Here is a 20,300-nt window from a genome sequence, read left to right on the forward strand (position 1 = left end):
AAGAATTCCTGTTTTCCACCCAGAGGCGGCGAATGCCTTGGCGTCATGCGCCCGGCGATCATTCCTGACGGCTGGCACCCGGCACCCATAAAATATCGTCCTGCCCCTGGTTGTTGGCTACCCGCCCGGCGACGAAAAGCCAGTCGGACAGGCGGTTGAGATAGCGCACCGCCGCCGGATTCGCATGTTCGAATGCTGCCAGCAGGGTCGCGGCGCGTTCGGCCCGGCGGGCGACGGTGCGCGACAGGTGCAGATGGGCGGAAAGCACGCTGCCGCCGGGCAGGATGAAGCTGCGTAGCGGGGCGAGGTCGGCGTTCATCGCGTCGATCTCGGCTTCCAGCCGGTCCACCTGGGCGTCGATGATGCGCAGGACCGGATAGGGGGCCTGGCCGTCCTTGTCCATGTCGGGCCGCGACAGGTCGGCGCCAAGGTCGAAGAGGTCGTTCTGGATCACCGCGATCCGGCCTGCCATCTCGGCCCCGGCATGCAGCCGGGCAAGGCCGAGGGTCGCGTTCAGTTCGTCCACCGTGCCATAGGCATCGACGCGCGCGGAATGCTTGGCGACGCGCTGGCCGTCGGACAGGGCGGTTTCGCCCTTGTCGCCGGTGCGCGTGTAGATCTTGTTCAGGACAACCATCAGCCCCCCCGGATGACGACATAGGCGACGAGGATGGCGACCGCGATGGCCTGCGCGATCAGGCGCCAGCGCATCATGCGGTTGCCGTTCTTGCGGTTGAACTCCCCTCCCCTGGCGAAACCGCCGATCCCGATGGCCAGGATGACGGTGACGATCAGGCAGAGGATCGCGGCAAGGGTGAAAAGCGTCGGATCATTCATGCTACATGGCCTAACCGTGTTGGGCGAACCAGTCCAGTGCCCGCGTCGACAGGACGCGCCGCCCGATCCCGGCAAACCATGTCGGGCGGGTGACGTAATGGCGCGGACGGGGGCGCGGATGTTCCAGCGCCAGCGCGATCCTTTCGCTGACGGCGCGGGGCGGCAGTTCGAAACGGTCCTTTTTCGCTGCGGGCCGATACAGCCGTTTCAGCAGCGTCTTGCGGTATTCCTCGCGCCGCGCGCTGTTTTCCCAGTCGATCCAGCGTTCGAAATGGGGGATGGATTTCTGGCGGATCATGGTGGCGATCGGGCCCGGCTCGATCAGCACGACCTTGATGGGGGTATCGGCCATTTCCAGCCGCATCACGTCGGTCAGCCCTTCCAGTGCGAATTTGCTGGCGGCATAGGCACCGCGCCAGCGGATTCCGACCAGCCCCAGGACCGAGCTGATATTGACGATTCGCCCCTGCCCGTTTTCGCGGAAATGGGGGATCAGGCGGCGGGTCAGGTCGTGGGTGCCGAAGAGGTTGGTCTCGAAGATCTCGCGCAGGCCCGCGCGCGGCAGGTCCTCGACCGCGCCGGGCAGGGCGAAGGCGGCGTTGTTGACCAGCGCATGGACCGGGCCAAGCGACAGGGCGCGGGCCGCGCCTTCGGCCACGCTGTCCTCGGACGCGAGGTCGAGGGGGAAGCTTTCCAGCCCCTCGGCCCGCAGCGCGGCGACGTCGCGGGGGTCGCGGCAGGTCGCCAGCACGCGCCAGCCGCGCCCGGCAAGGAAGGACGCCGCGTCGCGTCCGATGCCGGACGAACAGCCGGTGATCAGCACGGTCCCCCTGCCGCTTGCCTTGCCGTCCATGCGAACCCGTTCCCCTGCCTGTCGCGCGGCAGTAGAATGAAAGGCGCCGCGAAGGTCAACGGGGGTCGCGCGACAAGAACGGTGCGGCAAGATTGGGCTGGACCGGCGCGGGGCGTGGTTCTATTGACGGCCCCATGTCAGACGATACCAAGACCCCCGGCGAACCCTCTGGGCAGAACGTGACCGAGCAGCTATCGCGCGCCATCGGCGAACGGTATCTGACCTATGCGCTGTCCACCATCATGAACCGCGCGCTGCCCGACGCCCGCGACGGGTTGAAGCCGGTGCATCGCCGCATCCTGTTCGCCATGCGCGAATTGCGGCTGTCGCCGGGTGGGGCCTTCCGCAAATCGGCCAAGATCAGCGGCGACGTGATGGGCAACTACCACCCGCATGGCGATGTGGCGATCTATGACGCGATGGCGCGGCTGGCCCAGCCCTTCGCCATGCGCTATCCGCTGGTGGACGGGCAGGGCAACTTCGGCAATATCGACGGCGACAACCCCGCCGCCAGCCGCTACACCGAGGCCCGCCTGACAGCCGCCGCCGAGGCGCTGATGGAGGGGCTGGCCGAAAACGCGGTCGATTTCCGCCCCAATTACGACGGCACGCTGCAAGAACCCGTCGTGTTGCCTGCGGCCTTTCCGAACCTGCTGTGCAACGGCGCGTCGGGCATCGCGGTCGGCATGGCCACGAACATCCCGCCGCACAACCTGCACGAAGTCGTCGACGCCTGCCTGCATCTGATCAAGTCGCCCGATGCGCGCGACGATACGCTGGTTTCGCTGATCCCCGGTCCCGATTTCCCGACCGGCGGCGTGCTGGTCGAAAGCCGCGACGTGATCGCCGAGGCCTACCGCACCGGGCGCGGCAGCCTGCGCCTGCGCGCGAAGTGGGAACGCGAGGATCTGGGCCGCGGCAACTGGCAGATCGTCGTGACCGAGATCCCCTATCAGGTCCAGAAGTCCAAGCTGATCGAGCGTCTGGCCGAGGTGATCCAGCTCAAGCGGGTGCCGATCCTTGCCGATGTCCGCGACGAATCCGCCGAGGACGTGCGTATCGTGCTGGAACCCCGCACCCGCACCGTCGACCCCGAGCAGTTGATGGCGGCGCTGTTCCGCGTCAGCGACCTCGAGGTGCGTTTCGGGCTGAACATGAACGTGCTGATCGACGGCCGCCAGCCCAAGGTATGCAGCCTGAAAGAGGTGCTGCGCGCCTTCCTGGACCACCGGCGCGATGTGTTGGTGCGCCGCTCGCAGCATCGTCTGGACAAGATCGCCGCCCGGCTTGAGGTGCTGGAGGGCTACATGATCGCCTTCCTCAACCTTGACCGCGTGATCGAGATCATCCGCCACGAGGACGACCCCAAGGCGGTGATGATGGCCGAATTCGCCCTGTCGGACGTGCAGGTCGAGGCGATCCTGAACATGCGCCTGCGCGCCCTGCGCCGGCTGGAAGAAATCGAGCTGAAGGTCGAACACGCCGCCCTGACCCAGGAACGCGCCGCCTTGCAAGCCATGCTGGCCGACGAATCCGCGCAATGGGGCCGGATCGCCGAGGAGTTGCGCGAGGTGCGCGGCAAGTTCGGCAAATCCGCCCCCGGCGGGCTGCGCCGCACCGTCATCGCCGAGGCCGAGGATATCGGTCCCATCGACATGGAAGCCATGATCGAGCGCGAGCCGATCACCGTCGTGCTGTCGAAAATGGGCTGGATCCGCGCGCTCAAGGGCCATCAGCCGCTGGACGGCGAGCTGAAATTCCGCGACGGCGACGGGCCGTTCATGGCCTTCCACGCCGAGACCACCGACAAGCTGATGGTCTTTGGCGCGAACGGGCGGTTCTACACACTCTCGCCCACCGCGCTGCCGGGCGGGCGGGGATTGGGCGAACCCCTGCGGCTGATGATCGACCTGCCCAACGATGCCGCGGTGATCGGCATGTTCCCCTGGCGCGAGGGGGTGAAATACCTCGTCGCCTCGAAGGCGGGGGACGGGTTCGTGGTGGGTGCCGCCGACATCCTGGCCCAGACCCGCAGCGGCAAGCAGGTCCTGAACGGCGAGGCGTTGCTGTGCCACCCCGTCAGCGGCGACCATGTCGCCACCGTCGGCGACAACCGCAAGCTGCTGGTCTTCCCGCTGGACGAACTGCCCGAGATGGGACGCGGCAAGGGCGTGCGCCTGCAAAAGTTCAAGGACGGCGGGTTGTCGGATGCCACCTGCATCACCCTGGCCGAGGGCCTGTCGTGGAAGGATCCCGCCGGGCGCACGCGGCTGGAAACCGACCTTGCCGAATGGCTGGGCAAGCGCGCCACCGCCGGGCGCATGGCCCCGCGCGGCTTCCCCCGCGACAACCGCTTCAACTAGGGCGGTTCGGCGTGATTCCCAAGCGCCGCCACGCTGTGCATGTCATCGACATGGCCGGGGGCGCCGCAGGGTCCTTCATCACCTTGCCGTCGCATTTCCGGCGAAAGCGGCAGCCGGTCTTGCCCGTATCGTGATGCGCGCAAGCAGCCTGCGGCATTTCGGCGATTCACCGCATTGCCGAAATGCCGCCGGGGCGTTGCGGGCGCGGGCGGATGGCGGGTCTGCGTCGGGAACCGGCGCCCCTCAGCGCGCGGGTGGCCAGTTCAGATCGACCCAGACCAGCCGGTGGCGCGATGCCGCCGCCACGGCTTCGGCAAGGGGGGCCGAAGGCTCGGGCCAGATGGTGCCCGTTCCCAGGACCTTCAACCCCCTGGCGGGCAGGACATAATCCACCCGCAGGTTGCCGGTTCTGTCGGCGGGCCAATCCGTGGTATCCAGTGCCGGATCGCCCCGATGGCTGGCGTTGCTGCCGTCTTGCGGGGCCAGCCTTGCGCCGTTGCTGGCCGGGCGGGTGTCCTGCGTGATTTCCAGCAGCGCATGGATCGCCTGGTGCCACCCGTCGCCGTCATGGGGGTCCAGGTTGGCATTGCCCAGCAGGACGAAAGGCGCATCGGGCAGGTGTTGCAGCCAGAAGACGGCCTCGTCATGGTTGCGGCGGCGGTTGCGCCCTTCAGGCCCGTCGAAGGCCGGCGGCGTCGCATACCAGGCCAGCAGGTGCAGCGGCCTGTCCAGCACCGTGACGACCGCATCCCAATGCGCCGCCGAGGACAGGCGCTGCACCTCTGCCACCTCGTCCGGCAGGGGCGGCATGACATGTCCGGGCAAGTCGCGCCACAACAGGGCGCTGTGATCCGTCACCGGCCCGATCGGATGGCGCGACAGCAGCGCCATCGCCTTTTCGCCGGTAAAACTGCCGAAACCCTGCGCATCGCCGGGTCCGCCGCGCCGCCCGTCCCCGTCAAGGTCGATGCCGGTGGCCATTCCGCGATTGGGGCGCGTGGCATGCAGATGGGGATATTCCACCCCGGCATCCGCCAGCGTCCGGGCAAAGGCGGTCAGCGCGGCATTGTCGTGGTCCCAGTCGAATCCGGTCAGCAGCAGGATATCGGCATCGGCGGCCTTGATCACCTCGACCACCGCCGCGACCTGGCGGTCCTTGCCCGATTCGATATCGCGCAGAAGCAGCCCCGGCCCGTCGCGGGTCAGGGCGGGCGAGAATGTGGCGATGCGCAACGGCTCGGCCGTTGCGGGCAGGGCGGCCAGCGCCGCGACCGCCGCCAGCCGGCGCATCAGACCCAGGGGCGGCTTTGGGCGGCCTGCTGCTCGAAGGCGTCGATGCTGGCCGCCTTTTCCATCGTCAGCCCGATGTCGTCCAGCCCGTTCAGCAGGCAATGCTTGCGGAAGGGATCGATCTCGAACGGAAAGCTTTGCCCGTCCGAGGTGGTGACGGTCTGGTTTTCCAGATCGACGGTGATGCGGGCATTCGCGCCCTTGCGCGCGTCCTCCATCAGCACATCGACCACCTCTTGCGGCATGACGATGGGCAGGATGCCGTTCTTGAAGCAGTTGTTATAGAAGATATCGGCAAAGCTGGTCGAGATCACGGCGCGGATCCCGAAATCCAGCAGCGCCCAGGGCGCATGTTCGCGCGACGAGCCGCAACCGAAGTTGTCCCCCGCCACGATGATCCGGCTTTCGCGATAGGCGGGCTGGTTCAGGATGAAATCGGGATTCTCGCCGCCCTGCGCGTCATAGCGCATTTCGTCGAACAGGTTCTTGCCCAGCCCCGAGCGATGGATCGTCTTGAGGAACTGCTTGGGGATGATCATGTCGGTGTCGATATTGACCAGGGGCATCGGCGCCGCGATCCCGGTCAGGGTGGTGAATTTGTCCATTGGCTTGCTCGCTATGAAATGGGGGGCGGGGCTTTTGCGCCCCGCGCCTGCGTCAGACGGTCTCGGTCATCAACTCGCGCACGTCGGTCAGGTGGCCGGTGATGCCTGCTGCCGCCGCCATGACAGGGGACATCAGGTGGGTGCGCCCGCCGCGGCCCATGCGGCCCTCGAAGTTGCGGTTCGACGTGGCGGCGCAGCGTTCGCCCGGCGCAAGCTGGTCGGGGTTCATGCCCAGGCACATCGAGCAACCCGCCAGACGCCATTCGAAACCGGCGTCGGTAAAGATCTTGTCCAGCCCCTCTTCCTCGGCCTGCATCCTGACCAGACCGGAACCGGGCACCACCATGCCGCGCACGCCATCGGCCAGCTTGCGGCCCCGCAGGATGGCGGCGGCGGCGCGCAGGTCCTCGATCCGGCCGTTGGTGCAGGAACCGATGAAAACCGCGTCCACCTTGATCCGGTTCAGCGGCGTGCCCGGCGTCAGGCCCATGTAGTCCAGCGACCGGCGCGCGGCCTCGACCTTGCCGCCCTCGAAATCGTCGGGCGAGGGGACGGTGCCGGTGATGGGCAGCACGTCCTCGGGGCTGGTGCCCCAGGTCACGACCGGGGCGATGTCCTCGCCCGCGATGGTGACGACCTTGTCCCAATGCGCGCCCTCGTCCGAGAACAGGGTCTTCCACCATTGGACGGCGGCCTCCCATGCCGCGCCCTTCGGCGCATGGGGGCGGCCCTGGCAATAGGCGAAGGTCTTGTCGTCGGGCGCGATCAGGCCCGCGCGGGCGCCGCCCTCGATCGCCATGTTGCACACGGTCATGCGGCCTTCCATCGACAGCTCGCGGATCGCCTGCCCGCAATATTCGATGACATAGCCGGTGCCGCCCGCCGTGCCGGTCTTGCCGATCACCGCCAGCGTGATGTCCTTGGCGGTGACGCCGGGGCGCAGGCTGCCGGTGATTTCCACCTTCATGTTTTTCGATTTCTTCTGGATCAGCGTCTGCGTGGCCAGGACGTGTTCCACCTCGGAGGTGCCGATGCCGTGGGCCAGCGCGCCGAATGCGCCATGCGTGGCGGTGTGGCTGTCGCCGCAAACGACCGTCATGCCGGGCAGGGTCCAGCCCTGTTCGGGGCCGACGATATGGACGATGCCCTGCCGGATGTCGTTCATCGGGTAGTAGTTCAGCCCGAATTCGCGGGCGTTCTTGTCCAGTTCGGCGACCTGGATGCGGCCCTCGGGGTTTTCGATGCCGTTCACGCGGTCGGGGGTCGTGGGCACGTTGTGGTCAGGGACGGCGATGGTCTGGTCGGGACGGCGCACCTTGCGGCCCGCCATGCGCAGCCCCTCGAAGGCCTGCGGGCTGGTCACCTCGTGGACCAGATGGCGGTCGATATAGAGGATGCAGGTGCCGTCCTCTTGCCGGTCGACGACATGGGCGTCGAAGATCTTGTCATACAAGGTGCGGGGCGCGCCCGCGTTGTTGTTGCCGGTCATGGCTTTCTCTTTCCGAAGAGTAGCTGGTTTTTCATGCGAATCGCCGCAGGGCGCGGCAGGGGGCGCAGGACAAGGCGCCCGGCCCGGCATCAAAGTCGGGCGGTGATCGAGAGGCTTTCGCCATAGAACCGTCCCGGCAGGCGGGCGCGGTCGTGAATGTCGAAATAGACGAATCCTTGCATGGGCGTGAATTTAGGCCGGTTTCCCCGCCGGTGCAACGATTGCCTGCACGCTGGCGGGGATTTGACCCGCGGGCTGTGCCCCCTTTGCCGCGCCGCCCTATGGGCGGTTTTGCCACAAATCGCATCCGTGGCATTGAGAAAGGCCGGAATCGTGCTATCTTTGGGGATACCCGGCGCCGGGGTTCAGCGGCGTTATGATCGGAGGAACTACCCTGTCCAATACCGTCCCGCCGGCGGATCAGCCGGCCGCGACCGCCACCCGTTCCGAAGCGCTGACCAGCGATCAGCTTCTGGAACGCATCCTTGCCTCATTGGAAGATGACAAGGCCGAAGATGTCGTGACCATCGACCTTCGCGGCCGTTCGGCGATGGCCGATCACATGGTGATCGCCTCGGGCCGCTCATCGCGCCAGGTCGCGTCGATCGCCGAAAAGCTGGTCGAACGGCTCAAGCAGCAGACCGGACGCGGCGCCCGCGTCGAGGGCAAGGAGACCGGAGACTGGGTCCTGATCGACACCGACGACGTCATCATCCACGTCTTTCGCCCCGAGGTGCGCGAGTTCTATCAGCTTGAAAAGATGTGGATGCCCGCGGACGCCCTGCGCTCGCCCACGTTGGAGCGGCTGCGCGCCGAACACGCGAACGAAACGCGCTGATGCGGCTGGTGATCGCCGCGGTCGGGCGGCTGCGGCAAGGTCCCGAGGCCGATCTGGCCGCCGATTACCTTGACCGCTTCGCCAAGGCGGGCCGTCCGCTTGGCCTGCCCGCCGTCACCCTGGCCGAGGTCGAGGACAAGCGCGGCGGCGGCATGGGCGCCGAAGCCGCGCTGCTGGCCCGCGCGATCCCCGATGGCGCGGCGCTGGTGGTGCTGGACGAACGCGGGCGGATGCTGGATTCGCCCGATTTCGCGACCCGCATCGCCGGCTGGCGCGATCAGGCGCGCGATGTCTGTTTCGTCATCGGGGGCGCGGACGGGATCGACCCCGCCTTGCGCGCCCGCGCCGATCTGGCGATCAGCCTGGGCCGGATGGTCTGGCCGCACATGCTGGTGCGCGTCATGCTGGCAGAACAGCTTTACCGCGCCGCGACGATCCTGGCGGGCGGTCCCTATCACCGGGCCTAGTCGTCGCAGGGCGCACAGGGGTCCTGCCAGCCGTCGATGATCGCGACGGCCTCGTCGGCGGTTTCGACGAAGCGGATCAGGTCCAGGTCCTCGGGGCTGATGGTGCCCGCCTCGGCCAGCGCCTGCCAGTTGATGATGTCCTGCCAGAATTCGCGCCCGAACAGCATGAAGGGGATGCGCCGCATCCGGCCGGTCTGGATCAGGGTCAGGGCCTCGAACAATTCGTCCAGCGTGCCGAAGCCGCCGGGAAAGACCGTGATCGCCTTGGCGCGCATCAGGAAATGCATCTTGCGGATCGCGAAATAGTGGAAGTTGAAGCACAGGTCCGGCGTGACATAGCCGTTGGGCGCCTGTTCATGCGGCAGCACGATGGACAGCCCGATCGAGACGCCCCCCGCATCATGGGCGCCCTGGTTGCCCGCCTCCATCACGCCGGGGCCGCCGCCTGTGCAGATCACGTTTTCGACGCCGTAGCTGCGCAGGCTGCGTTCGGTCATCATGCGGGCGAAGCTGCGCGCCTCGTCGTAATAGCGCGACAGGGCGGCCAGCGTGGGCGTGCGGGCGGTGTCGCGCGCCTCGGGCGAGGGGATGCGCGCGCCGCCGAACATCACGATGGTCGAGCGGATCCCCCGTGCATCCATGATCATCTGCGGCTTGAGCAGTTCCAGTTGCAGCCGCACCGGGCGCAGTTCCTCGCGCAGCAGGAATTCCTGGTCGGTGAAGGCAAGCCGATAGGCGGGTGCGCGGGTCTGGGGCGTGTCGGGCCGCAGTTCGGCGGCGCGGGCGTCCTGCTGGCTGTCGCGGAAAGGGTGGTTGCGCTCTTCTTCTTCGGTCATCGAAATCTCTTGCATGGCCGGCTGCTCATTGCGCCGCGGTCGTTCCCCGCTTATAGCCAGCAGCACATAGTTTCCACCCGTGAGAGGCCCCAATGACCTTCACCGCCCTTGAAAATGCCATCGAAACCGCCTGGGAAGCCCGCGACGGGATCACCCCCGCCACCCAGGGCGAAACCCGCGAGGCGATCGAGGCCACGCTGGACGCGCTGGATCGCGGCGCGCTGCGCGTCGCCGAAAGGCGCGAGGGCGGCGACTGGCATGTGAACCAATGGGCGAAAAAGGCGGTGCTGCTGGGCTTTCGCCTGAACGACATGCAGATCCAGCCGGGCGGCCCGCAGGATGGCGGCTGGTGGGACAAGGTGGACAGCAAGTTCGCCGGCTGGGGCGAAAACCGCTGGCGCGAGGCCGGTTTCCGCGCCGTGCCGAACTGCGTGGTGCGCAAGTCCGCCCATATCGGCAAGGGCGTGGTGCTGATGCCCAGCTTCGTCAACCTTGGCGCCTTCGTGGACGAGGGCACGATGGTCGACACCTGGGCCACCGTGGGATCCTGCGCGCAGATCGGCAAGAACGTCCACCTGTCGGGCGGCGTCGGCATCGGCGGCGTGCTGGAACCCATGCAGGCAGGTCCCACCATCATCGAGGACAATTGCTTTATCGGTGCCCGCTCCGAGGTGGTCGAGGGCGTGATCGTGCGCGAAGGCTCGGTCCTTGGCATGGGCGTGTTCATCGGCCAATCGACCAAGATCCTGGACCGCGAGACGGGCAAGGTCGTCTATGGCGAAGTGCCCGCCGGTTCGGTCGTGGTCGCGGGGTCCATGCCCTCGAAGAACGGCGTTCACCTTTATTGCGCCGTGATCGTCAAGCGCGTGGATGAAAAGACCCGCTCCAAGACCTCGATCAACGAATTGCTGCGCGACTGATTTTTCCGCCCCCGCTGACGGCGCCGTGAACCGAATCGCGGTTTGCGGCGTTGGGTGCCGGAAGGCTTCTGCAAACGGGGGTAAGTCATGCAAGGCTTGGGTTGGATCGCCGCAATCATCGTCGGCGGATTGGCGGGATGGCTCGCCAGCAATATCATGAAGGCCGATACCGGGATTTTCCTGAACGTCATCCTGGGCATCGTCGGCGCGGTGGTTGCGAATGCGCTGCTGTCCATGTTCGGCATCTATACGCAGGCGGGAAGCTGGATCGCGCAGGGGATCGCGGGCATCGTCGGCGCGGTGATCCTGATCTGGCTCTATCGCGCCGTGGCGCGCTAGCCGCCGCCCCGCACCACCCGAAGAACCCGCGGCCCGGCCCGCGGGTTTTTCATTGCGCGCCGCCGCCGCGGGGGCTTGACGCGCCCGCCCGCCTTGCCCATTCCCGCCCTGGAACGCGCGCGAAGGGACACGTCATGGCGGAAGAACAGGTCTATACCCTGCTGGTCGAACTGGGTCGCAAAGAGGGCGACGGCCTGCCCGATGGCGCGACGGGGGGCGCGATGCTGGTCTATGCCTCGGGCAAGGACGAGGATGAGGCCGTGCGCGAAACCGTCGCCATCCTGAAACAGGCCGACCTGAACCCGATCGAGATCACCGGCCACGGCTCGCTGGACGAACGCCTGGCCGAAGGGCACGACATCCCCGACGAGGAACGCGCCCTGATGCAGCGCGCGCTGGACGAAAACGCCGTCATCGTTGCCAGTTCGCAGCCGCTTTTCCCCGAAGATCGCTGACCCGGCCCGACAGGCGGGAAAACGGACGGGGTGCGGAAAACGGGCAAACCAGACCTATTCATCCTGCGGACCTTGGGCTAGAATCGCTGAAAACGGCAGAAAACCCAAACGAACAGGCAGTGACATGACCAGATCCCTTCCCCGTATCGCGCTTTCGGCCGCGCTGATCGGTGCGCTTTCCAGTTGCGGCGCGCCGCTTGGCTATGCGCCGGGCGCGGCAGCGCCTTCGTCCTCGTCTTCGGTGACGCCGTCGCCGATCCCGCAGGCCTCGCCGGGGGATGAGGCGGGCTTGCAGCGTTTCGTCCAGAACTTCCGTTCGCGCGCGGTTTCGTCGGGCGTCAATGCCGCGACCTACGACCGCGCCATGCGCATCGCCCGCTACAACCCCGAGGTCATCCGGCTGGACCGCCGCCAGGCCGAGTTCTCGCGTCCCGTCTGGCTGTATCTGGACAGCGCCGTGTCGGACAGCCGCATCGGCACCGGCCGCCAGATGCTGTCGCAGCACAGCCGCACCCTTGCCGCGATCGAGCAACGCTATGGCGTTCCGCGCGAAATCGTGCTGGCCGTCTGGGGGATGGAATCGAACTTCGGCGCGAACCGGGGGCGGATGCAGATCATCCCGTCGCTCGCGACGCTGGCCTATGACGGGCGGCGGGGCGAGATGTTCCAGAACCAGCTCATCGCCGCGCTCAAGATCATCCAGGCGGGTGATACCGATCCCGAACATATGCTGGGAAGCTGGGCGGGCGCGATGGGTCACACCCAGTTCATGCCGACCTCGTATCTGGAATATGCGGTCGATTTCAACGGCGACGGGCGGCGCGACATCTGGTCGGACGACCCGACGGATTCGCTGGCCTCGACCGCGGCCTATCTGGCGCGCAACGGCTGGCGGCGCGGCCAGGCATGGGGGACCGAGGTGCAACTGCCCTCGAATTTCAACATGGGCCTGATCGGCAAGGGCACGCGGCGTTCGAGCGGCGACTGGTCGGCGCAGGGCGTGCGCCGCATCGGCGGGGGCGCGCTGCCCAGCGGCAACGGCTCAATCATCATGCCCGCGGGGGCGCGCGGCCCGGCCTTCCTGATCATGGACAACTTCCGTTCGATCCTGCGCTACAACAACTCGGACAATTACGCGCTTGGCGTGGCCTTCCTGGCTGAACGCATCGCGGGCCGTCCGGGCATCCAGGGCAACTGGCCGCGTAACGACCGCCCGCTGTCCACCTCCGAGCGCGAGGAAATCCAGCGCCGCCTTGCCCAGCGCGGTTTCTATCAGGGCGAGATCGACGGGCTGTTCGGTTCCGCCACGATGGAGGCGGTCTCGGCCTTCCAGCGTTCCATCGGCGTGACGCCGGACGGCTATCCGACCTCGATCCTGCTGGGTCAGTTGCGGCGATAAGGCCGGGCAGGGCGGTCCTGCAAAGGGCCGCCCCGTTTCCGTCAGCTACGTTCGCGCCACCATTTGAACAGCCGCGACACCGCCGAAAGATCGCGCGAATTTCGGCATTTGCGCAGGCGCCGGGCCAGGGGGTCCAGCCAGCGCAGGCAATGCAGCCAGCGGCTGGCGGCGTCATAGACCCCGCGCACGTCCAGCATCCGGTAAAGGTAAAGCGCCTGGTCGATCTGCGGCAGCGAGCGGTTGGCCACGGCAAAGCAGCTTAGCGCAAAGATGATGAAATCTATGACCTGGGCCGCATGCAACCGGCGAATCCTGCCGAAGCGCTCCAGGTCGATCAGGGTGATGTGCTGCCCGTCCCACAGGAAGTCCTTGAGGTTGGGCCGCCCATGCGCCAGCCCGGCCTCGTGCAGCCGGTGCAGGGTCCGGGCGGCCTGCGCCAGCGCGGTCCGGCGTTCCTCATGCGTGAAATCGGGGGATCGGCAAAGCGCGGCAAGCGACGGCCCGGCATCGGGGGTGACGAAGTAATCGGGGCCCTCATCGACGATGGGCGGGACCGGCATGCCCAGTTCGCGCAGCCGGTGCAGGCCCTTGCGCTCGCGCTCGAAGGCGCGGGCGGGATTGCCCTTTTGCAGCCGCCAGCGCAGCGACAGGTTTTCGGGGCGCTTGATCCAATAGGCGCGCCCATTGACCTCGACGCGGGCGACGCGGTGCCCGGCGGGCGAGCGGCGCACGGCCCGGCGCAGATCGTGGATGTCGCGCGCGTCCGGGCAAGGTGGCTTGACGGATTGCATGGTCATTCTTCCCCCGGTTGCCGCCGTGGCTTTTTATCTTGTTGTTCAGGGCTTTGCCAGATCAGCAGGTTCGGCGGCGCAGGCCGGTCACTTTGCCGTCAGCCCAGCAGATCGCGGAAATCGTCCATCACGCGGCGATAGACCTCACGTTTGAAGGGGACGATCTTTTCGATCATTTCCTCCGCGCCGGTCCATTGCCAGCGGTCGAATTCGGGGTGGGGCGTGTCGATGCGGATGTCGCTGTCGCGGCCCAGAAAGCGCATCAGGAACCACATCTGCCGCTGGCCGCCGAATTCGCCGCCCCAGATCTTGCCGACCAGTTCGGGCGGCAGGTCGTAATAGAGCCAGCCGGGGCTTTCGGCCACCACCTCGACCAGCGCGGGCGGGACGCCGGTTTCCTCGGTCAGCTCGCGCAGGGCGGCCTGGCGCGGGGTTTCGCCCGCGTCTATGCCGCCCTGTGGCATCTGCCAGGCCTCGGCCACGGTGTCGATGCGGTGGCCGGTAAAGATCAGCCCGTCACGGTTCACCAGAACCACGCCCGCGCAGGGACGATAGGGCAGCCCGGCGGGGCCGCTGCGTTCCTGCCCGCTGGCTTGCGCGGTCATTGGGAAGATGCCTCGCCATCCGGGCCGCCTTCGCCGGTGACGGCGGGCTTGGCCTCGTCCGGGACGCGGTTGGCGTGATATTCCACGGCGGCCAGCCCCTTGAGGATATCGACCGCATAGGCAAGCTGATAGTCTTCCTCGCGCAGATTGGCGGTTTCCTCGACCTGCCTGGCCTCTTCCTCGATCTGCTGGCGTTCCTCGTCGCTGATCGAGTCGTTGCCAAGCGCGCCCCGCAGATCGGCTTCCGAGTTCAGGAAGCTGGACTGGGTGCGCGGTGCGTCCTCATCCTCGTCGGTGGGGGCGCGGCGGGGCTGTTCCACGATGATGTCGGGGTTGATCCCCAGCGACTGGATCGAGCGGCCCGAGGGCGTGTAATAGCGCGCCGTGGTCAGCCGGATCGCGCTGTCCGAAGTCACCGGCATCACCGTCTGGACCGAGCCTTTGCCGAAGGACTTGGTGCCCACGACGATGGCGCGGCGGTGGTCTTGCAACGCGCCGGTCACGATTTCCGACGCGCTGGCCGAACCGCCGTTGATCAGCACGACCATCGGCTTGCCTTCCGCCAGATCGCCCGGGTTGGCGTTCCAGCGTTCGCTTTCCTCGGCGATGCGGCCACGGGTCGAGACGATCTCGCCGCGTTCCAGGAAGGCGTCCGAGACCTCGATCGCCTGGTTCAGCAACCCGCCGGGGTTGTTGCGCAGGTCCAGCACGAAGCCCGAAACCCGGTCCATCCCGCCCGCTTCCTCGATCGCCTTGGCCATCTCGGCGGTCAGCGTGGACATGGTTTCGTCGTTGAAGGTCGAGACGCGGACCACCACCGAATTGCCGATGACGCGGGTGCGCACCACGGTCAGCTTGATCGTGTCGCGGGTGATGGAAATGTCGAAAGGCTCGGACTCGCCCTCTCGCAGGATTGTGATCGTGATTTCGCTGCCGACGGGGCCGCGCATCTTCTCGACGGCGTCGTCCAGCGTCATTCCCAGCAGCGATTCGCCATCGACATGGGTGATGAAATCGCCCGCCCTGACGCCTGCCTTGTCAGCGGGCGTGTCGTCGATGGGCGAGATGACCTTGACCAGCCCGTCCTCTTGCCCGACCTCGATCCCAAGGCCGCCGAAGGTGCCGCGGGTCTGGGTCTGCATGTCCTCGTATTCCTTGGCAGGAAGGAAGCCCGAATGCGGGTCGAGCGAGGTCAGCATGCCGTTAATCGCGGCTTCTATCAGTTCCTTATCGTCCACCTGCTCGACATAATCGGCGCGGACACGTTCAAAGACGTTGCCGAAAAGATCGAGCTGTTCGTAGACCGAGGCATTGCGGCCCGATTCCTGCGCGATCAGCGGCGCGGCGAGCTGGGTCGATACCAGCGCGCCCGCCAGGGTGCCGATGGCGCCTGCGATTAGATAATGTTTCATCCGGTCGTTCCGTCCTGACCTGTGTCGCCGACAATGGGATTCACCATGAACCACTCGGTCGGGTCCAGCGTATCCTTGCCTTTTCTCAGTTCAATATAAAGTGTCTCGGTCTGGTCTTCATGTTCGCCGATGGCGGCGTTCTGCACGAAACCGATGCCGAATTCCTGGGCCGAGCCAAGTTCGCCTCCCATCAGGCCGACCGGCTCGCCCGCGGCAAGCACGTCGCCCACCTCGCCGAAGACCTGCGACAGGCCCGCGAAGATCAGCAGATAGCCCTGCGCCGGTTCGATCACCATGACATTGCCGTAATCCAGCAACGGGCCACGATAGCGGATCGTGGCGGGCCAGGGGGTCGTGACAAGCGCGGCGGGGCTGGTGGACATGACGATGCCGGGGCGCGATACGCCCGCCGCATCGGCCTGGCCGTATTGGCGGATGATGGTGCCGACGGCGGGCATGGCAAGGCTGCCCTGCGCGCCCTCGAAATCACCCATCGGGGCGCCGACGTCCTTTTCCATGCCGATGATGCCGGTGGCGAAGGCGTCGAGCGTATCGGCGGATTGCACCAGCGTCGTCAGCTCGACCGGATCCTCGCCGAAGCGCACCGGCAGGGACGAGCGGTCGTTGACCGCGCTGGCCAGCAGGCGGCGGGCCTCCTGCACTTCGCCCATGCCTTGGGCCAGCGTGTTGGCGGCGCCTTCCTCCAGCGCGCGGACGGTCTGGATCTCGCGCAGGGCGGTCTGCAATTCGTCGGCCTCGGCCGACAGCGCGGGCGCGATCGAATTCAGGATCATGGCCGAGCGCGCCGTCGCCTCGGGTCCCGCCGGATGCAGCAGCAGCGCGGTTTCGGGCGATTTCTGCATCGCGGTCATCACGCCAAGGACGCGGCCAAGGCGGTCGCGGCGGGCCTCGAACTCGGCCAGGATCTCCTGCTCGCGCATCCCGGCGCGGCGCAGCCCCGAACGCAGGGCGCCCATGCCCCGCTCATAGGCGCGGATCATGTCGGTCAGCGCAACCACCTGGTCCTGCGCGCCAAGCGCCGTATCCAGCCGCCCCGCCGCCTCGCGCAGATGGCGCGCGGCAAGCGCCGCCTCGGCCGAGGCTTCGTCGACAGGCGAATCGGCCGCGGCCACCGTCAGCGACAGGGCCGCCGCAGCCATCAGGCCAAGGACAAGGGTGGGCAAGACCTTCATGCGCGGATCAGGCTGTTGCCGGTCATCTCGGGCGGTTTGGGCAGGCCCATCAGCTCCAGCACCGTGGGGGCGACATCGGCCAGCCGGCCATCTGCCAGCGTGGCCCCCCGCGGGCCGTTGTGGACGATCACGGGCACGGGGTTGACGGTATGGGCCGTATGCGCGCCGCCGGTTTCGGGGTCCAGCATGGTTTCGCAATTCCCGTGATCGGCAATGACGACCGCCGCGCCGCCGGTGGCATCCAGCGCCTCGACCATCATGCCCAGCCCCTTGTCCACGGCCTCGCAGGCGCGGATCGCGGCGGGCAGGCTGCCGGTATGGCCGACCATGTCGGGGTTGGCGAAATTCACCACGATCAGGTCGTAGCCTTCGTGGATCGCCTGGACCAGCCGCGCGCTGACCTCGGGGGCGGCCATCTCGGGGGCAAGGTCGTAGGTGGCGACCTTGGGGCTGGCGGGCATGTGGCGGTCCTCGCCGGGTTCGGGGGTCTCCTTGCCGCCGTTCAGGAAGAAGGTGACATGGGGGTATTTCTCGGTCTCGGCCAGCCGGAACTGGCGCAACCCCTGCTGTGCGACCCAGGCGCCAAGCGTGTTGGCCACCTGCCGCTTGGGATAGGCGCTGGCCATGAAATCATTGTGCCGGTCCGAATAATCGACCATCCCCAGCATGGCCGACCACTGCGGGCGCGGCCCGGTCTCAAAGGCGTCGAAAGCGGGATCGCCAAGCGCGGACAGGATCTCGCGCGCGCGGTCGGCTCGGAAATTGAGGCAGAAGAACCCGTCCCCGTCCCGCACGCCCGCGTAATCGCCGATGACGGTCGGCTGGATGAATTCGTCGTATTCGCCAAGGTCGCAGGATTGCGAAACGGCCTGTTCGGGCAGTTCGGCGCGCGCGCCTTCGGCGTTCACGATGGCCTGCCACGCGCGCGCGACGCGCTCCCACCGATTGTCGCGGTCCATCGCGTAATAGCGCCCGATCACCGTCCCGATCCGGGCGCCCATCGGCAGGGCGGGGGTCAGCGCGGCGACGAAACCCGCCGCCGATTGCGGAGGCACATCCCGCCCGTCGGTGATCGCATGGACGACGACCGGCAAGCCGCGATCCGTCAGGGCACGCACGGCGGCCAGCAGATGCGCGACATGGCCGTGAACCCCGCCGTCCGAGACGACGCCCATGACATGGGCCACCCCGCCCTCGGCGCTGACCTTCGCGGCGAAATCCAGAAGCGCGGGGTTGCGCTGAAAGCTGCCGTCCTCGATCGCAAGGTCGATCTGGCCCAGGTCCATCGCAACCACGCGGCCCGCGCCGATATTGGTATGGCCGACCTCGGAATTGCCCATCTGCCCGCGCGGAAGGCCGACATCGGGACCGAAGGTGACCAGCGTGGCATGGGGATCCTCGCGCATCAGCCGGTCGAAGTTCGGCGTCAGCGCCTGCGCCGGCGCGCTCTGCTCGGGCCGGTCGGAGATCCCCCAGCCATCCAGGATGCACAGGACGACGGGCTTTCGGGCGGTCGGCGGAACGGTCATGCGGGGCCTCGGATATTTTGCCACGGTTCTACGCCGGGAACGGGCCGGGGGCAAGGACGGCCCCCGTGCCGAATCGCGCGGCTGCTGCTTTCTTCATCATCCAAATACCCATGCAACGGCGCAACCGGCGCGGCGCCGGCGGGTTCAGGCGCCCGCTTCCGCCGCGATCTGGGCCTTCGACTTGCGGCCACGCTCGGTCGCGGATTTGAGCTGCCCGCAGGCGGCCATGATATCCTCGCCCCTCGGGGTGCGGATGGGGCTGGCATAGCCCGCCTTGTGGATGATGTCGGCGAAAGCCTCGATCCGTTCCCAGCTCGACCGCCGGTAGGGCGTGCCGGGCCATTCGTTAAAGGGGATGAGGTTGATCTTGGCCGGAATGCCGCGGATCAGCCGGACCAGCCGGCGCGCATCCTCGTCGCTGTCGTTCACGCCGTCCAGCATGACATATTCAAAGGTGATGCGCTCGCTGTTGGACAGGCGCGGATATTCGCGCAGCGCCGCCAGCAATTCCTGGATGTTCCACTTGCGATTGATCGGCACCAGCCTGTCGCGCACCTCATCGGTGGTGGCGTGGAAGCTGACGGCCAGAAGGCAGCCGATTTCCTGCGCGGTCCGGGCGATTTCCGGCACGATGCCGCTGGTGGACAGGGTGATGCGGCGGCGCGACAGGCTGATGCCCTCGCCGTCCATCACGACCTTCATCGCGTTGCGGACATTGTCGAAGTTGTAAAGCGGCTCGCCCATGCCCATCAGCACGACATTGCTGACCAGCCGCGTTTCGTCCTTGGGCGCGCCGGGTTTCGGCCATTCGCCAAGGTCGTCGCGGGCCAGCAGCACCTGGCCCACGATCTCGCCCGCGGTCAGGTTGCGCACCAGCTTCTGCGTGCCGGTATGGCAGAAGGAACAGGTCAGCGTGCAGCCCACCTGCGAACTGATGCACAGGGTGCCGCGCGATTCCTCGGGGATATAGACGGTCTCGACCTCGTGCCCGCCGTTGATGCGCAGCAGGTATTTGCGGGTGCCGTCGGCGCTGATCTGGCGGGTGACGATCTCGGGCAGCGCGATCTCGAACCGTTCGGCCAGCAGCGCGCGGTAGTCCTTGGCAAGGTTGGTCATCTGCGCGAAATCGCGCACGCCCCAGTGATAGACCCATTGCCAGACTTGGCCCACGCGCATCTTCGCCTGCTTTTCGGGCGTGCCGGCCTCGATCAGCGCCTGGCGCAATTCCTCGCGCGTGAGGCCGACGATATTCACCCGCGCGCCGTCGGGCAGCTTGCGGGGGATGGTCAGCACGTCCTGCGTGATCGGGACCGAGGCATTGGGATCGGGTGTCATGGCGAAACCGGCAAAAGGGGCAAGCCCCGCAGATATGCGGCTTTTGCGCATTTTTCAATGGGGAAAACCCCGGCGGCAGCGCCGGGGCCAGGTTTGGGGCCGTGTTTGCGGGCGGGCCGCGCCGCCGTTACTGGCAGCTCGACCGTGCGGCGTTGGTCGCGGCGGTCGCCCCGGAAAGCGAGAAGGTATCGGCCGTGTTCGTCCCGCGCGACGAACGCCCGGTGACCACGGCGGTCGCACCGCCGCGCAGCGCGGCGACAAGGCGCGCATCCTCGGCAGGGGAACCGGCCCAGGCGTTTTCGCCCTCGGTGAACAGGTTGAACTTCTGCCCGCCCACGTCCACCTCGACCGTGGAATCGCCTGCGAAGGGATAGCCGCCGGTAAAGGAGACCTCGGGATCCTGGCCGGGCCGATAGGCGATATACAGGCGGATGTCGCCGCGGTTCACGTCGGCTGGCTGGCCGTTGCGGGTGTTCTGCGTGGACCTGGGCGCCGAAACCGCCCAGCATTCGCGGGGGTTGCTGGCCGCGAAGACGGTCCAGTCGCCTTCGGTGGTCACCACATTCGTCGAATCCTGTGCAAATACAGGTGCGGAAACGCCGACGGTAGCGATGAAGACTGCTGCCGCAGCGGCGCGCAGCGAGGGTGTGGTCATGCTCTGGCCTCCTGCCATTATCCGGTTGACCGGATTAGTTTCCGAATACGGTGGTATTTTCAACCGTCTGGCGGCACAATAATGCGAAA

Annotated in this window: 21 protein-coding genes; 7 read left to right on the forward strand and 14 right to left on the reverse strand. The window is 67.0% G+C overall.

All coding sequences use genetic code 11. From position 1 onward, the window contains the following. Positions 1–58: 58 nt before the first annotated feature. Genes Q0O97_RS03885 through Q0O97_RS03895 form a run of 3 tightly spaced genes read right to left on the reverse strand, consistent with a single transcriptional unit; the run spans position 59 to position 1,690 of the window. On the reverse strand, positions 59–637 hold the full coding sequence (locus Q0O97_RS03885; protein WP_294925128.1) for a cob(I)yrinic acid a,c-diamide adenosyltransferase: 579 nt from the start codon (positions 635–637) through the stop codon (positions 59–61). After that, positions 637–837, reverse strand: a complete 201-nt coding sequence (locus Q0O97_RS03890) for a twin transmembrane helix small protein (protein ID WP_294925132.1) — start codon at positions 835–837, stop codon at positions 637–639. The genes Q0O97_RS03885 and Q0O97_RS03890 overlap by 1 nt, the downstream gene beginning before the upstream one ends. A gap of 10 nt (positions 838–847) precedes the next feature. Further along, a complete protein-coding gene (locus tag Q0O97_RS03895; protein ID WP_294925135.1) occupies positions 848–1,690 on the reverse strand; it encodes an SDR family NAD(P)-dependent oxidoreductase in 843 nt (280 codons plus the stop codon). Positions 1,691–1,824: 134 nt separating this feature from the next. On the opposite strand from Q0O97_RS03895, the gene parC reads away from it, so the two are divergent. Continuing rightward, the gene (gene parC, locus Q0O97_RS03900) at positions 1,825–4,053 is read left to right on the forward strand and encodes a DNA topoisomerase IV subunit A (protein ID WP_294925138.1); all 2,229 of its coding nucleotides are present in this window, start codon (positions 1,825–1,827) and stop codon (positions 4,051–4,053) included. 243 nt (positions 4,054–4,296) lie between these two features. On the opposite strand, the gene Q0O97_RS03905 is transcribed toward parC, so the two are convergent. From Q0O97_RS03905 to leuC, 3 genes are read right to left on the reverse strand one after another with little or no spacing between them, the layout of a single operon-like run. Continuing rightward, positions 4,297–5,343, reverse strand: coding sequence for an endonuclease/exonuclease/phosphatase family protein (locus tag Q0O97_RS03905; protein WP_294925141.1), 1,047 nt, complete (start codon positions 5,341–5,343; stop codon positions 4,297–4,299). Beyond that, the gene (gene leuD, locus Q0O97_RS03910) at positions 5,343–5,948 is read right to left on the reverse strand and encodes a 3-isopropylmalate dehydratase small subunit (RefSeq protein ID WP_294925144.1); all 606 of its coding nucleotides are present in this window, start codon (positions 5,946–5,948) and stop codon (positions 5,343–5,345) included. The genes Q0O97_RS03905 and leuD overlap by 1 nt, the downstream gene beginning before the upstream one ends. 52 nt (positions 5,949–6,000) lie before the next feature. Then, positions 6,001–7,437 carry a 3-isopropylmalate dehydratase large subunit gene (gene leuC / locus Q0O97_RS03915; protein ID WP_294925147.1) on the reverse strand — a complete coding sequence of 479 codons (1,437 nt, stop codon included), beginning with the start codon at positions 7,435–7,437 and terminating at the stop codon, positions 6,001–6,003. A gap of 376 nt (positions 7,438–7,813) precedes the next feature. On the opposite strand from leuC, the gene rsfS reads away from it, so the two are divergent. Together rsfS and rlmH are read left to right on the forward strand one after the other, a co-directional pair. After that, complete coding sequence (rsfS, locus tag Q0O97_RS03920; protein WP_294925150.1) at positions 7,814–8,275, forward strand: ribosome silencing factor; 462 nt, start codon at positions 7,814–7,816, stop codon at positions 8,273–8,275. Continuing rightward, positions 8,275–8,742 (forward strand): 23S rRNA (pseudouridine(1915)-N(3))-methyltransferase RlmH, encoded by a 468-nt coding sequence (rlmH, locus tag Q0O97_RS03925; protein ID WP_294925152.1) that lies wholly within the window; start codon positions 8,275–8,277, stop codon positions 8,740–8,742. Before rsfS ends, rlmH begins: the two co-directional genes overlap by 1 nt. On the opposite strand, the gene Q0O97_RS03930 is transcribed toward rlmH, so the two are convergent. Next, positions 8,739–9,578, reverse strand: a complete 840-nt coding sequence (locus Q0O97_RS03930) for an LOG family protein (protein WP_294925155.1) — start codon at positions 9,576–9,578, stop codon at positions 8,739–8,741. The genes rlmH and Q0O97_RS03930 overlap by 4 nt on opposite strands. A gap of 92 nt (positions 9,579–9,670) precedes the next feature. On the opposite strand from Q0O97_RS03930, the gene dapD reads away from it, so the two are divergent. The 4 genes from dapD to Q0O97_RS03950 all read left to right on the forward strand — a co-directional run bounded on the left by dapD (position 9,671) and on the right by Q0O97_RS03950 (position 12,691). Next, a complete protein-coding gene (gene dapD, locus Q0O97_RS03935; protein ID WP_294925157.1) occupies positions 9,671–10,498 on the forward strand; it encodes a 2,3,4,5-tetrahydropyridine-2,6-dicarboxylate N-succinyltransferase in 828 nt (275 codons plus the stop codon). Between the two features lie 87 nt (positions 10,499–10,585). After that, complete coding sequence (locus Q0O97_RS03940; RefSeq protein ID WP_294925160.1) at positions 10,586–10,837, forward strand: GlsB/YeaQ/YmgE family stress response membrane protein; 252 nt, start codon at positions 10,586–10,588, stop codon at positions 10,835–10,837. A 134-nt stretch (positions 10,838–10,971) separates the two neighbouring features. Next, positions 10,972–11,292, forward strand: coding sequence for a hypothetical protein (locus Q0O97_RS03945; protein ID WP_294925163.1), 321 nt, complete (start codon positions 10,972–10,974; stop codon positions 11,290–11,292). A 124-nt stretch (positions 11,293–11,416) separates the two neighbouring features. Further along, entirely contained in the window at positions 11,417–12,691 is a 1,275-nt protein-coding gene (locus Q0O97_RS03950) for a lytic murein transglycosylase (protein WP_294925166.1), read from the forward strand. Between the two features lie 41 nt (positions 12,692–12,732). Here Q0O97_RS03950 and Q0O97_RS03955 read toward each other — a convergent pair whose 3' ends face one another. The 7 genes from Q0O97_RS03955 to Q0O97_RS03985 form a co-directional block, all read right to left on the reverse strand. Beyond that, the gene (locus tag Q0O97_RS03955; RefSeq protein WP_294925169.1) at positions 12,733–13,488 is read right to left on the reverse strand and encodes a lipopolysaccharide kinase InaA family protein; all 756 of its coding nucleotides are present in this window, start codon (positions 13,486–13,488) and stop codon (positions 12,733–12,735) included. A 92-nt stretch (positions 13,489–13,580) separates the two neighbouring features. Continuing rightward, the gene (locus Q0O97_RS03960; protein WP_294925172.1) at positions 13,581–14,087 is read right to left on the reverse strand and encodes an RNA pyrophosphohydrolase; all 507 of its coding nucleotides are present in this window, start codon (positions 14,085–14,087) and stop codon (positions 13,581–13,583) included. Beyond that, entirely contained in the window at positions 14,084–15,499 is a 1,416-nt protein-coding gene (locus tag Q0O97_RS03965; protein ID WP_294925175.1) for a S41 family peptidase, read from the reverse strand. The genes Q0O97_RS03960 and Q0O97_RS03965 overlap by 4 nt, the downstream gene beginning before the upstream one ends. Beyond that, positions 15,496–16,692, reverse strand: a complete 1,197-nt coding sequence (locus tag Q0O97_RS03970) for a peptidoglycan DD-metalloendopeptidase family protein (RefSeq protein WP_294925178.1) — start codon at positions 16,690–16,692, stop codon at positions 15,496–15,498. Before Q0O97_RS03970 ends, Q0O97_RS03965 begins: the two co-directional genes overlap by 4 nt. Next, positions 16,689–18,221, reverse strand: a complete 1,533-nt coding sequence (gene gpmI / locus Q0O97_RS03975; RefSeq protein ID WP_294925181.1) for a 2,3-bisphosphoglycerate-independent phosphoglycerate mutase — start codon at positions 18,219–18,221, stop codon at positions 16,689–16,691. The genes Q0O97_RS03970 and gpmI overlap by 4 nt, the downstream gene beginning before the upstream one ends. Before the next feature lie 144 nt (positions 18,222–18,365). Continuing rightward, positions 18,366–19,556, reverse strand: a complete 1,191-nt coding sequence (gene rlmN / locus Q0O97_RS03980) for a 23S rRNA (adenine(2503)-C(2))-methyltransferase RlmN (RefSeq protein WP_294925184.1) — start codon at positions 19,554–19,556, stop codon at positions 18,366–18,368. Between the two features lie 127 nt (positions 19,557–19,683). Continuing rightward, positions 19,684–20,211, reverse strand: a complete 528-nt coding sequence (locus Q0O97_RS03985) for an invasion associated locus B family protein (protein WP_294925187.1) — start codon at positions 20,209–20,211, stop codon at positions 19,684–19,686. Positions 20,212–20,300: the final 89 nt, after the last annotated feature.

It is taken from the genome of uncultured Paracoccus sp., from assembly GCF_945915435.1.
Lineage (GTDB): Bacteria > Pseudomonadota > Alphaproteobacteria > Rhodobacterales > Rhodobacteraceae > Paracoccus.

Coding starts and splice junctions, on each gene's coding strand:
- parC (WP_294925138.1), top strand. CDS start 1,825: ATGTCAGACGATACCAAGACCCCCGGCGAACCCTCTGGGCAGAACGTG.
- gpmI (WP_294925181.1), bottom strand. CDS start 18,221: ATGACCGTTCCGCCGACCGCCCGAAAGCCCGTCGTCCTGTGCATCCTG.
- Q0O97_RS03960 (WP_294925172.1), bottom strand. CDS start 14,087: ATGACCGCGCAAGCCAGCGGGCAGGAACGCAGCGGCCCCGCCGGGCTG.
- Q0O97_RS03955 (WP_294925169.1), bottom strand. CDS start 13,488: ATGACCATGCAATCCGTCAAGCCACCTTGCCCGGACGCGCGCGACATC.
- Q0O97_RS03940 (WP_294925160.1), top strand. CDS start 10,586: ATGCAAGGCTTGGGTTGGATCGCCGCAATCATCGTCGGCGGATTGGCG.
- Q0O97_RS03930 (WP_294925155.1), bottom strand. CDS start 9,578: ATGACCGAAGAAGAAGAGCGCAACCACCCTTTCCGCGACAGCCAGCAG.
- Q0O97_RS03890 (WP_294925132.1), bottom strand. CDS start 837: ATGAATGATCCGACGCTTTTCACCCTTGCCGCGATCCTCTGCCTGATC.
- Q0O97_RS03895 (WP_294925135.1), bottom strand. CDS start 1,690: ATGGACGGCAAGGCAAGCGGCAGGGGGACCGTGCTGATCACCGGCTGT.
- Q0O97_RS03885 (WP_294925128.1), bottom strand. CDS start 637: ATGGTTGTCCTGAACAAGATCTACACGCGCACCGGCGACAAGGGCGAA.
- Q0O97_RS03970 (WP_294925178.1), bottom strand. CDS start 16,692: ATGAAGGTCTTGCCCACCCTTGTCCTTGGCCTGATGGCTGCGGCGGCC.
- leuD (WP_294925144.1), bottom strand. CDS start 5,948: ATGGACAAATTCACCACCCTGACCGGGATCGCGGCGCCGATGCCCCTG.
- Q0O97_RS03945 (WP_294925163.1), top strand. CDS start 10,972: ATGGCGGAAGAACAGGTCTATACCCTGCTGGTCGAACTGGGTCGCAAA.
- leuC (WP_294925147.1), bottom strand. CDS start 7,437: ATGACCGGCAACAACAACGCGGGCGCGCCCCGCACCTTGTATGACAAG.
- rlmH (WP_294925152.1), top strand. CDS start 8,275: ATGCGGCTGGTGATCGCCGCGGTCGGGCGGCTGCGGCAAGGTCCCGAG.
- dapD (WP_294925157.1), top strand. CDS start 9,671: ATGACCTTCACCGCCCTTGAAAATGCCATCGAAACCGCCTGGGAAGCC.
- Q0O97_RS03950 (WP_294925166.1), top strand. CDS start 11,417: ATGACCAGATCCCTTCCCCGTATCGCGCTTTCGGCCGCGCTGATCGGT.
- rsfS (WP_294925150.1), top strand. CDS start 7,814: ATGATCGGAGGAACTACCCTGTCCAATACCGTCCCGCCGGCGGATCAG.
- Q0O97_RS03905 (WP_294925141.1), bottom strand. CDS start 5,343: ATGCGCCGGCTGGCGGCGGTCGCGGCGCTGGCCGCCCTGCCCGCAACG.
- Q0O97_RS03985 (WP_294925187.1), bottom strand. CDS start 20,211: ATGACCACACCCTCGCTGCGCGCCGCTGCGGCAGCAGTCTTCATCGCT.
- Q0O97_RS03965 (WP_294925175.1), bottom strand. CDS start 15,499: ATGAAACATTATCTAATCGCAGGCGCCATCGGCACCCTGGCGGGCGCG.
- rlmN (WP_294925184.1), bottom strand. CDS start 19,556: ATGACACCCGATCCCAATGCCTCGGTCCCGATCACGCAGGACGTGCTG.